The 11,760-nt window shown below is 70.8% G+C and carries 9 protein-coding genes; 7 read left to right on the top strand and 2 right to left on the bottom strand.

What is annotated here, in order from left to right:
- The 5 genes from CA984_RS18850 to CA984_RS18830 all read left to right on the top strand — a co-directional run.
- Positions 1–911 (top strand): alpha/beta hydrolase family protein (locus CA984_RS18850; RefSeq protein ID WP_133061710.1); only part of this gene is annotated, 911 nt, incomplete at its 5' end.
- Positions 911–1,873, top strand: a complete 963-nt coding sequence (locus tag CA984_RS18845; RefSeq protein WP_086574149.1) for an ABC transporter permease — start codon at positions 911–913, stop codon at positions 1,871–1,873. The genes CA984_RS18850 and CA984_RS18845, both read left to right, overlap by 1 nt.
- Positions 1,870–2,703 (top strand): ABC transporter permease, encoded by an 834-nt coding sequence (locus tag CA984_RS18840; protein ID WP_012887518.1) that lies wholly within the window; start codon positions 1,870–1,872, stop codon positions 2,701–2,703. Before CA984_RS18845 ends, CA984_RS18840 begins: the two co-directional genes overlap by 4 nt.
- 1 nt (position 2,704) lies before the next feature.
- Positions 2,705–4,666, top strand: a complete 1,962-nt coding sequence (locus tag CA984_RS18835; RefSeq protein ID WP_086574147.1) for an ABC transporter ATP-binding protein — start codon at positions 2,705–2,707, stop codon at positions 4,664–4,666.
- A 297-nt stretch (positions 4,667–4,963) separates the two neighbouring features.
- Positions 4,964–7,240, top strand: coding sequence for a Tn3 family transposase (locus CA984_RS18830; protein WP_108724592.1), 2,277 nt, complete (start codon positions 4,964–4,966; stop codon positions 7,238–7,240).
- A gap of 640 nt (positions 7,241–7,880) precedes the next feature.
- On the opposite strand, the gene CA984_RS18820 is transcribed toward CA984_RS18830, so the two are convergent.
- Both CA984_RS18820 and CA984_RS18815 read right to left on the bottom strand, forming a co-directional pair.
- Positions 7,881–8,555: an SDR family NAD(P)-dependent oxidoreductase gene (locus CA984_RS18820; protein WP_086574145.1), complete on the bottom strand. Its 675-nt coding sequence runs from the start codon at positions 8,553–8,555 to the stop codon at positions 7,881–7,883.
- Between the two features lie 275 nt (positions 8,556–8,830).
- The gene (locus CA984_RS18815) at positions 8,831–9,304 is read right to left on the bottom strand and encodes a cupin domain-containing protein (RefSeq protein WP_086574143.1); all 474 of its coding nucleotides are present in this window, start codon (positions 9,302–9,304) and stop codon (positions 8,831–8,833) included.
- A 66-nt stretch (positions 9,305–9,370) separates the two neighbouring features.
- Between CA984_RS18815 and CA984_RS18810 the strand changes: the two genes are divergently transcribed.
- Together CA984_RS18810 and CA984_RS18805 are read left to right on the top strand one after the other, a co-directional pair.
- A complete protein-coding gene (locus tag CA984_RS18810; protein WP_086574140.1) occupies positions 9,371–10,333 on the top strand; it encodes a DUF5937 family protein in 963 nt (320 codons plus the stop codon).
- A gap of 357 nt (positions 10,334–10,690) precedes the next feature.
- Positions 10,691–11,698, top strand: coding sequence for a recombinase family protein (locus CA984_RS18805; protein WP_086574138.1), 1,008 nt, complete (start codon positions 10,691–10,693; stop codon positions 11,696–11,698).
- The last annotated feature ends 62 nt before the right edge of the window (positions 11,699–11,760 follow it).

Raw genomic sequence — 11,760 nt, 5'->3', positions numbered from 1 at the left:
CCGCCGCGGTCTGGGAGACGGCCGGACGGCCCCCGGAGATCGCGGTCACGGACGTGGCCGGGGGCGAGTGGCGTCAGGTCACCGGTCTCAACGACGACCTGGCGCGGCTCGCCGTACACCAGGAGGAGGTGACCTGGACCGGCCCCGACGGGCTCGCCGTCCACGGGCTCCTGCTGACACGGCGCGAGCCCGCGCCGCCGGGGCCGGCGCCGCTCGTCGTCATCGCGCACGGCGGGCCGACCTGGCTGTGGTCCAGTGCCTTCGCCCCGGCCGAGTCCGGGCAGCTCGCGCTGCCACTCGTACACGCGGGCGCCGCCGTACTGCTGCCCAATCCCCGGGGCAGCAGCGGGCGCGGCCAGGACTACGCGCGCCGCGTCGTCGGGCACGTCGGTGAGGAGGATCTGGACGACGTCCTCGCGGGTGTGGACCACCTCGTCGCGGCCGGCGTGGCCGATCCCGGGCGCATGGCCGTTCTGGGACTGAGCTACGGCGGCTACCTCAGCGCGTGGGCGGTGACCCGCACAGGCCGGTTCCGGGCGGCGGTGGTGATGTCCGGGGTCGCCGACTGGCTCAGCTTCGCCAACGCCAGCAACCTCGCCCACGGCTACGACCCGCTCTACCACGGCGGGGCCGACATCGCCACGTCCGAGGGAAGGGACTTCCTGGCGGCCCGCTCGCCGGTCTGCCACGCCGCGAAGGTCACCACCCCGACGCTGATCCTGCACGGCGCCGAGGACCGCACGACCCCGGTCGGTCAGGCCGAGGAGCTCTATCGTGCCTGGTCAGCGGCTGGAGTCCGGACCCAGCTGGTCGTCTACCCTCGGGAGGGCCACGAGCTGACCGAGCCGGGACACCGCCGGGACGCGGCGGAGCGCGTGCTCGGCTGGCTGACTGGGAACGGGGTGCTGTGATGACCGGGCGGAGCTGGGGCGTGTTCCTGCTGCGCAGGCTCGCGGGCACCGCCGTGGTCGTCGCGCTGCTGTCGATCGGCGTGTTCGGCCTGCTCTACCTCGCCCCCGGGTCGGTCCAGCAGACCCTCCTGGGCACCCGTCCCGCCACACCGGAGACCATCGCGGCCATCCAGGCCCGTTACCACCTGAACGACCCGCTGCCCGTGCAGTACCTGAGCTGGCTCGGCGGCGTCCTCCGGGGCGACCTCGGCACCTCCATCAGGACCGGGATGCCGGTCGCCGACATGCTCGGGCAGCGGCTTCCGCTCACCCTGGCGCTCACCGGGTACGGCACGCTGCTGGCCGTGCTCGCGGGCATCCCGCTGGGCGTGGCCGGGGCCCTGCGGCGGGGCCGGGCCGCCGACCGGCTCGTCGTCACCGCCGGGGTGGTGGGGCTGAGCGCCCCGCCGTTCGCCGTCGGGTTGCTGCTGCTGGTGGTGTTCGCCGCCGGGCTGGGCTGGTTCCCCGTCTACGGCGTCGGCGAGGGCTTCGCCGACCAGGTCCTGCACCTCACGCTGCCCGCCGTCGCGCTGGCCGTCGGCGCGGTGGGCATGCTCGTCCGGTTCAGCCGGGCCGCGCTCATCCGCGAGCTGGACCAGGACTACGTGGTCTTCGCGCGGGCCCGCGGCCTCGGCGCCCCCGCCGTCCTCGGCTACGCGCTGCGCAACTCGCTGGTGCCGATCCTCACCGCCGCGGGGCTCATCGTGACCGGCATGCTGGCCGGGACCGTGCTGGTCGAGGTGACCTTCGCGCTGCCGGGCCTCGGCTCCCTGCTCGTCGACTCGGTCACCTTCAAGGACGTGCCGGTCGTCCAGGCGCTGGCACTGCTGCTCACCCTGCTCATCGCCGCCGTCAACCTCCTGGTCGACGTCGGCTACTCGGCCGCGGACCCGCGTGTCCGGATCGGTGGGAGGCCGTCGTGACGCGTCCATCGAGAGTCGTGACGCGTCCGCCGGTGAGCGTGGTCACCGCACTCGCCATCCTCCTGGCGGTCGCGGTCGCCGCCGCGTTCGCCCCCTGGCTGGTGCCGGACGCGACCGGTCAGGACCTGATGCTGGGCATCTCCGGCCCGGGGCCCGGCCACCCGCTGGGCACCGACGACCTCGGCCGCGACGTGCTGGAACTGCTGGTCGCCGGAGCCCGTACGGCCGTGCCGGGGGCGTTGTGCGTCGCCGCGGGGTCGATGCTCATCGGCAACCTCGTGGGCCTGCCCGCCGGATACCTCGGCGGCTGGGTCGACGCGCTGGCCATGCGCTGGGCCGACCTGATGTTCTCCCTGCCCGCCCTCCTCGTGGCGATCGTCGTCGCCGGGGTCCTGGGCGGCGGGTACGGCCTGGCGATCGCCGTGCTGGTGGTGCTGTTCGCGCCCACCGACACGCGGGTGGTGCGCGGGGCCGTGCTGGAGCAGCGGCACCGGCCCTACGTGGAGGCGGCGCAGCTGAAGAACCTCTCCGCCTGGCGGATCATGACGAGGCACGTGTGGCCGAACATCGCCCCCGTCGCGCTGGCCAACGCGTTCCTCAACTTCGCCTACGCGCTGGTGTCGCTGGCCTCGCTGTCCTTCCTCGGCCTGGGCGTCCCCGCCGGCTCGCCCGACTGGGGGCGCACGCTGTCGGACAACCGCACCCAGCTCCTCGCCAACCCCTGGGCCGTGATCGCTCCCGGCCTCGCCATCATCGCCACCGCCGCCGCGCTCAACATCGTGGGCGACTGGCTGTACGAACGCGTCGACCGGCGCGGAAGGACACGTTGACATGGGAGAGCGAGAGGCCCGCTCCAGCGGGCGGACCGGGGTGGATGCGTCCGGGGCTCAGGGCGTCGGGCCGGCCGGGGCTCAAGGTGCCGGGCGGGCCGGGGCGGGAATCGCGGTCGAGGGGCTCACCGTGCGCCAGCCCGCGACCGGACGGACCCTGCTGTCGGGGGTGACCTTCGAGGTCGCGCCGGGGGAGTCCGTCGCGATCGTGGGGGAGTCCGGTTCGGGCAAGTCGCTCACGGTCCGGGCCATGCTGGGCCTGCTGCCCCGCGGGCTGGAGGCCGCCGGAACGGTGCGCATCGCGGGTGAGCGGGTGGACGACGACCCCCGTGCCCGCGCCCGGCAGCGTGGCGGCGTGGTCTCCCTCCTCATGCAGGACCCGTTCACCCTGCTCAACCCGTTGCGCAGGGTCGGGCGGCAGATCGCCGACGGGCTGCCCCGGGGGGCCGACGCGAAGGCCGAGGTGCCCCGGCTGCTGGCGGAGGTCGGGCTGCCCGCCGACGTGGCCGGACGCTACCCCTTCCAGCTCTCCGGCGGCATGCGGCAGCGCGTCGGCCTGGCCGCCGCGCTGGCCGGCGGGCCGAGTGTGCTGGTGGCGGACGAGCCGACGACCGCGCTCGACGCCACCACCCAGCGCGAGGTGCTCGCCCTCGTCCGACGCGTCCAGCGCGAGCGGCACATGGCGTTCGTGCTCATCACCCACGACCTGCGTCTGGCGTTCTCCACCTGCGACCGGGTCATGGTGATGTACGCGGGACGGCTCATGGAGGCGGGCGGGGCGGCGGCCGTACGGCGGGAGCAGCTTCACCCCTACACCCGGGCTCTGCTGGCCGCAGAGCCGCCCGCGGACCGGCGGCTCGCCGTCATCCCCGCCGTCGCCGGTTCCGTGCCCGCCCACGACGCGGTGGCCGACCGGTGCGCCTTCGCCGACCGGTGCGCCCTCGCCGTGGCCGAGTGCCGCGACGGCGTCCCGGAGCTGCGCGCCGTACGGCATGCGCCCGGCCCGTCCGCTGATGTGTCCGCCGTGCGGGGTGAGTCCGGCCCGTCCGCCGGTGTGCCTGCCGTACGGCACGAGCCCGGTGTGCCCGCCGTACGGGACGTGCGGCTGTCGGCGTGCCTGCGGGCCACGGAGCTTCCCGCGCCTCCCGCGCCGGAGCCGGGCGTCGCGCCCGCGCTCCCCGTCACCGCCGACCCGGTGCTGCGGGTGCGCGAGCTGCGCAGGACGTTCGCCGGGGCGCGGCGGCCGGCGCTGGACGGGGTGAGCCTGACCGTCGCCCCGGGCGAGGTCGTCGGCGTGGTCGGCGAGTCGGGCTCGGGCAAGACCACGCTGGCCCGGTGCGTCGCCGGGCTGGAACGTCCGGACGCGGGCACGATCCTGCTCGGCGGCGCCGACTGCTCCGACTACGGCCGGATGGGCCGTGATGCCGTCCGCCAGGCCCGCCGTACCGCACAGATGATCTTCCAGGACCCCTACTCGACGCTCAACCCCGCCCGGACCGTCGGCGCGGCCCTGGGCGAGGCGCTGTGGGCCGACGGCCGTCCCGCCGCGCCGGACGACGTCGCCCGGCTGCTGGAGTCGGTCGGCCTGGGCCGGGACATGGCCGGGATGCGTCCGGCGGGCCTGTCCGGGGGTGAGCGGCAGCGGGTGGCGATAGCCCGCGCGGTGGCGGGCGAGCCCCGCCTGCTGATCTGCGACGAGCCGGTGTCGGCGCTCGACGTCTCGGTGCAGGCGCAGATCCTCGGCCTGCTGGCCGAGCTGCGGGAGCGGCTGTCCATGGCGATGCTGTTCATCACCCACGACCTCGCCGTGGTGCGGCAGATCGCCGACCGGATCTACGTGCTGGAGTCCGGCCGGTGCGTGGAGACCGGCCCGGCCGAGCAGGTTCTCGACGCGCCCACCCACCCCTACACCCGGGCGTTGCTGGCGAGCGTCCCCGACGGCTCCAGCGGCTGGCTGGCCTGACCGGCAGCGTCTCTGCTGAGTTTCAACAGCGCTCATGGCGCAGACGCCTCCCTCGACGTCGTGGTGACGGTCGTCCTTCACCACGGGCCAAGGTGGTTCGGCTGGCAGCCTTCGCCGGTGGATGTTCCACCTTGACCCGTGGTGCGGCCGGAAGATCCGGCGACTCAGGCCTGACCGAGCCGCCACTTCAGGTACCGCGCCAGGTCGAGGTGTTTCCACCCGTCAGGCGGCGGGTCATGTCGTCGGTCATCGCGAGGCGGATCATGGCTTCGGAGCTGGTGGGCAGGGTTTCGTACTGTGAAGCTTGCGAGGACGTTCAGTAAGAGGCCCTGTTCTCCCGCCACGCTGTGCCACGTGCGGGAGACGGAGATCACCGACTCGCTGGTGGAGCTGTTCATCCAGCTCGTGCAGAAGATCAACACGCGGGCGGAGAAGAAGGTCGAGGGCGAGTTCAACAAGGAGCTCAAGCGGGTCCGCGGCAAGGAGGGCATCCTGCTGCGGCTGGCGGAGGCGGCGGTCGCGGAGCCGGGCGGCACGGTCCGCAAGGTGATCTATCCGGTGGCCGGGGAGTCCACGCTGAAGGTCCTCGCCGCAGAGGCCGCGGCGAACGAGGCACGCTACCGGGCCCGGGTGCGCATGGTGCTGCGCTCGTCGTACTCCAACCACTGGCGTCGGATGCTCTCGCCGCTGCTGAACGCGCTGGAACTGAAGTGCAACAACACCGCCTACCGGCCGGTGATGGACGCGATCGACCCGCTCAAGCGGTATCTGGACCAGCCCATCGCCAAGGAGGGCGCGTTCTCCGACGAGGCGGAGAAGATCCCGCTGGCCGGGGTGGTGCGCGAGGAGTGGCGCAAGGCGGTCGTGGACGAGCGCGGCCGGGTCGAGCGCATCCCGTACGAGCTGTGCGTGCTCGTGGCGCTGCGGGACGCGCTGCGGCGGCGGGAGATCTGGGTGCCGGTGGCGGACCGGTGGCGGAACCCGGAGGACGATCTGCCACCGGACTTCGAGGACAACCGTGATGTGCACTACGACGCGATCCGCCAGCCGCAGGACCCGGAGAAGTTCATCGGGGCCCTTCAGAAGCGGCTACGGGAGGCCCTGACCCGCTTCGACACGGCGCTGGAGCTGGGCACCACGGGCGGGGTAGACATCGTCCGTCGGCACGGTGAGCCGTGGATCAAGGTCTCACCGCTGGGCAAGCAGGAGGAGCCGGAGAACCTCGTCGCTCTGAAGACGGAGATCGAGCGCCGCTGGGGCACGATCGACCTGATCGACATCCTCAAGGAGGCTGAGTTCGCCACCGGCTTCACCAGCGAGTTCACCTCGGTCGCCACCAGGGAGGCGGTCTCGAAGGCGGTGCTGCGGCGCCGGCTGCTGCTGGTGCTGTTCGCGCTGGGCACGAACATGGGCATCAAGCGGGTCGCGGTCACCGGCAGGCACGGCGAGAGCGAGGCCGTCCTGCGCCGGGTACGGCACCTGTTCGTCAACCGGACCAACATGCGCGCGGCGCTGGTGCGGCTGGTCAACGCCACCTTCGCCGCCCGCGATGAGGCGTGGTGGGGCGAGGGCACCGCCTGTGCGAGCGACTCCAAGAAGTTCGGCTCCTGGTCCTCGAACTTCATGACCGAGTGGCACCAGCGGTACCGCGGGCCCGCGGTGATGATCTACTGGCACATCGAGAAGAAGTCGCTGTGCGTCTACAGCCAGCTCAAGTCCTGCTCGGCCTCCGAGGTCGCCGCGATGATCGAGGGTGTGCTGCGGCACTGCACGGACGTGGAGATCGACCGGCAGTACACCGACACGCACGGCGCCTCCATCGTCGGGTTCGCCTTCGCTCACATGCTCGGCTTCAACCTGCTGCCCAGGCTGAAGAACGTCGGCTCCGCGCGCCTGTACCGGCCGGCGGCCGGGGAGGACGAGAAGTGGCCGAACCTGGCGCCGGTGTTGTCGACCAAGACGATCGACTGGGACGTGATCCGCCAGCAGTACGACCAGATCGTGAAGTACACCACCGCCCTGCGCCTGGGCACCGCGGAGGCCGAGCAGGTCCTGCGGCGCTTCACCCGCGGAGGCCCGAAGCATCCGACGTACCGGGCGATCGAGGAGCTGGGACGCGCGGTGCGTACGGCGTTCATCTGCGGCTACCTCGCCGACGCGGAGCTCCGGCGCGAGATCAACGACGGGCTCCAGGTCGTGGAGAACTGGAACTCCGCCAACCACGACCTGTTCTACGGCAAGGACGGCGACCTGACCGGCTCCGACAAGGAGTCCCAGGAGGTCTCCATGCTCGCCCTGCACCTGCTCCAGTCGGCGTTGGTGCACGTCAACACGCTGCTTCTCCAGGACATCCTGAGCGAGGAGAAGTGGCAGAGGCGGCTCGCCGACGCCGACCGACGGGCCCTGTCCCCGCTGTTCTGGACCCACGTGAACCCCTACGGCCGGTTCGAGCTGGACATGAACTCCCACCTCGCCCTCGCCGCCGCCACGGCCGCGGTGCCCGGCCCCCGCACCGTGCCCGAGGCGGAAACCGCACGGTCGGCTGCGGACGGTGCGGCCGGGTCGGCATCCTGAAGACCTGTCCGCCTGGCGTCGCTCCCGGGGTGAAATACCGGGCCGGGGAGGGCCTGGCCATGGTTTGAGGAGGGGATGGGCATGGAGCGTTCGTCAGGAGTGTCGCTGGCCGAGCGAGTGGCGGGGGTGCCGTGCAGGGCAGGGTCGCTAACGAGCACCGTGACGCTTCTACAGCTCCGGTGCCATACGTCGACCCGCTCGAAGATGTGCGGGTACGACACGACGTCGTCGGGGAACGTGGCAGCCATGCGCTGGAACTCCGGGCTCCCGAACGTCGTGGCAAGAGCCTCGATCGGCTCCCGAACCGCGACGTTCATCAGAAGTCGACTGCCCGCCGTTCCCTTGTGCATCTGCAGGAAGACGAATCCCGGCTGAGCCGTCATGAACTCCGCCTGCCTCCGAAAGAGGGTCAGGAACGCCTCGGTCCTCTCCTCCGGAACCAAGAAGGTGTTGGCCAGGCGATGGGCCCGGTCTCCTCCTTGAACTGTGCGAACACCGGCGTGTTCGAGTCCGGGCTCTACAGCTTGGCCATCTTCGGTACTTCCTGTCGCAATCGGTTGTCCCAAGGTACCGAGGCCGGCCACCACCGTACTGGCGGATCAGAGATCAACGATGGTGGGACGGGGGGGCCGGGACGGCGTCACACGGTGAAGACGCGTTCGACTTCGTCGCGCTGCGTGTGCAGGTCCCAGTAGAGGGGGGCGACCTCCTCGGCCGAGGCCGCCGGTACTCCGGGTGGGCCGCCCGTGCCGATCCACACGCCGATGGCGACGTGCGCGGCCTGGACGCCGGTGTCGGCCAGTTCCTTGTGCAGGCTGAGTACCCAGTTGCGCAGCGCGGCCTGGGCGGCGTTGAGGTTGCCGAGCATCGGAGTGGGGTCGACCGAGCCGGCGCCGTTGGTGTAGAGCAGGGTGCCGGCGCCGGCCTCGCGCATTACGGGCAGCACGGCCCGTGTGGCTGCAATGGCCCCGTAGAGCAGGATGTCCATCGCCCACTGCACATCGGACGGGTTGGTTTCGGACGGAGCGGTGAGCGGCGTGGATTCGAGACTCCCGCCTGGGGAGTACTCCAGGACGTCGATGCCGCCGAAGCGGGTGGCGGCGTCCTTGAGCGCCTGGGTGAGTGCGTCATGGTCGAGTACGTCCGCGGGGAACGCGGCGGCGGTGATGCCTTCGGCGTCGAGCCGGCCGGCCAGGTCGTTGAGCTTGTCGCGGTTGCGGGCGATGAGAGCGACGTCGAAGCCTTGGGAGCCGAAGGTACGGGCGATGGCCAGGCCCATACCGGGGCCGGCTCCGATGATGGCGATGCTGGGCACAGTGAATTCCTTTGCTGGGAAGCCGTTGGGAAAGGGGTGGATCAGGCGACGGTGAGCGCGGTCTTGCCGAGGGTGCTGGCGCCGAACGCGGTGAACGCCTCGCCAGCCTGCACCAGGTCGTAGGCAGAGATCACCAACACCTTGAGGACCACTGCGGACGAAGTCGGTCTCCGGACCCGGCTCGGCGGTGGCGCTCACGCGCGGGAGCAGTTCTACGACCGCATTACAGGTAGTGGGGTGGGCCGGGGGCGGGGCACATGCCGCTGCCGGTGCCCTCACTGTCCGTAGTCGTTGACGAAATGGTTGTCGTGGGCTTCGTGAAGCCGGTTCAGGTCACGCTCGTTCACAGTGGCGAGCTGTGCGAAGTACTCCTCCCGCGGTACACCTGGCGAGAGTGCCATCAGGAGGGTGGCAGGTTCGTCGCGCTCCTTTCGGAGGGCGTGGACGTCACCCACCGCGGCATGCGCGGTGTCGCCGGGCAGCAGTGTTCGCCAGGCATGCCCATCGAAGTAGTCGACTTCACCTTCTTCAACGATGAAGGTCTCGCTGAAGGTCGTGTGAAAGTGCGGGGCAGGTCCCCGGCTGGAGGGCGACATGCGCCACCGGTAGATGCTCACGATCCCGCTGGTCTCCGCCGGACCCGCGAGGACTTCGATGGTCGATCCGCTGGCGCCCAGCCGGATCGTTCGCGTCTGTTGGGCTCGCTCGGGCTCCTTGGAACACCGGGCAATCGACTCCGTGTCGGTCATGACCCGAGTCTCGGTGCTTCGCCGTTCTGCTCGCGCTCACTTCGGCCGTGGCCTAACAATGGTGGAGTGATCCGCTACCGATTGGGCGTTGGCGCTGCGAGCGTGCGGTGGGCGATGTCGCCGATGCACGAAGTGGTCAGTCTTGCCCAGCTCTTGACCGAACCGCAGCGTCACCCGATGTTCCACCCGTGGCTCCGCCGTCGCCACCACCGTCTCTCGCTCCCGGACCTGAGTGCGCTCACGGTCTTCATGGCCGATGGCGCGTATCGACCCGACTTCCTTGACCCATCGCCGATGTCCAGTGAGCCAACGTTCGAGGAAGGCATGGATGCCCTCCTCGCCGCGCCGGCGGACCAGACGTACGCCGAGCTGGTCGACGCTACGAGGGGGCGCGGGGCAGAAATAGGCCGCCGATTGCTCGATGACCCCGATCGAGCCAGGTCCGAGGCCGCCGATGCGCTGCGCCGCCTCTGGAAGGCAGTTGTCGAACCGGAATGGCCGTCCATGCGGCAGGCGTTGCGTGCCGAGATGCTGGATCGGGCCATCCAGGTCAACCGCGAGGGGTTGCGCGCAGTCCTTCCGCGCCTGCACCCTTCTGCTGCGTGCGAGGGCGACACCATCACCGTCGAGAAGACCGTCGACGTCGACGTCGACTGCCCTGAGGGACTCATTCTTGTTCCGTCGCTGTTCATCACCGACCGGATACAGTGCACCACCTCGGACCACTGGACTCCGGCGATCTATTACCCGGCATCCGGGCGGTACCTATGGGCGGCACCTCCCACTCCGAGGTCGCTTGACCGTCTTCTGGGGGTGACTCGATCGAGGATCCTGGCCGCGCTCGCCACTCCGCTGCAGACGACCGTTGTGGCCAGGCTGGTGAGCGTCACTCCCCCGACGGCCAGCGAACACCTGGCAATCCTGCGAGACGCCGGGTTGATCGACAGCAGCCGGGCCGGTCGCACGGCCACGCACGAGCTCACCAAGGCTGGACGTGCTCTCCTTGACGCGGCCTCGCCGCGGTCATGACAGGTCGGGGAGCTGCTGATGGGCAGTCACGCGCGGCGCCTACCGCAACCAACCCTGCGGGCGGCCCGCACGACGCCGTCGCCGACTGCAAGCCGCTGCCCTCGAAGCCCGAACAGATGACCCCAGCCGTCCCCGCCGACCACTGATGATCTTCACCGATATCCGCTGTACCGGCGTTCCCCGCAGCCGGAACCCTCGGCGCGACGCCTGGACTCTCGCAAACGGTCCTTTGTGCAAGCAAGATCATTCGCAGGCCAGGAAGACCCTCCGGAACCCGGATCGGTTCTCAGAACCTGTTCTCACTCAAAAGAAGGTCCGACCTCCTTCTGAGACTTGCATTGTGCGAAATCCGGGCCCATGACGGACCCTCAGCAGCCTTCGCCAACCGAACGGTCGGACGCGGACGACGTCGAACAGCACGCGTGCCCGAAGTGTGACGCGCAGCCCGGCTCGCCGTGCCGCTCGCGCGGGGGCGCGGTCGCCTCCGCCTACCGCACTCGCCGCTTCGCCCTGGCGCCCCGGCTGAAGAAGGCGCTGCGGGTGCCGACCCCGGCCGACCGCGGCCCGGGCCGCCCGTGGCGGCCCGGCACCCCGCCCCCTGCGCCGATCGACCCCGACCTGCCGAGCGCGGACATCCGCATCGGCTACGCCCGCTGCTCGACCCTCGGGCAGGAACTCGACTCCCAGCTGGACGCGCTCGCGGGGCACGGCATCCCGAGGGACAAGATCTTCGCCGAGAAGATCAGCACCCGCATCCGCGTACGGCCCACGTTCGAGGAGGCGCTGCGGACCGCGCGGGAGGTCAAGGCGCACGCCCCGCACTGCCGGGTCATCTTCACCGTGTACGAGATGAAGCGCCTCGGCCGCGACGCCGCCGAGCTCACCGCGCTCGCCGACCACCTCACCGCCCACGGCCTCATCCTGGAGATGCTCGCCGGACCCCTGCCCGGCATCTACGACCCCACCGGCCCGGGTAAGCTGCTGTTCGCGTTCTTCGCCGCGATGGCGGAGCCCGAGCGGGAGAACATCCGGGAGTCCACACTCGAAGGGCTCGACACCGCGGCCCGCAAGGGCAAGCACGGCGGTCGGCCCCCGGTCATCACCGACGACATGCTCCACACCGTGCTCCGGCGCCGGGCAAACGGTGAGTCCGTCGAGCAGATCCAGCCCGACCTGATCATCCCCACCGGCAAGCGCAAGGGCCAGAGCCCGTCCGTCGCCAGCATCTACCGGGCGCTCGCCGAACACGCCAAACGCGAGGCGTACCCCGAAGCCGTCGAGCAGGCTCACGCCGACTTCGCCGCCCTCACCGGCAACGAAGTCCCTGAACCCCGCGCAGAAACAAAGGCCCTAACGACACGCTGAGTTACTCGTCACTTCGTGGCAGCTTCGGGAGAACAGGGCCTAAGAGAACCGTCGGCGGGTAG

Source organism: Streptosporangium minutum, from assembly GCF_002149035.1.
Classification (GTDB): Bacteria; Actinomycetota; Actinomycetes; order Streptosporangiales; family Streptosporangiaceae; genus Streptosporangium; species Streptosporangium minutum.
The sequence above is the reverse complement of the archived record's forward strand: the minus strand, read 5'-3'. Positions and strand labels throughout refer to the sequence as shown.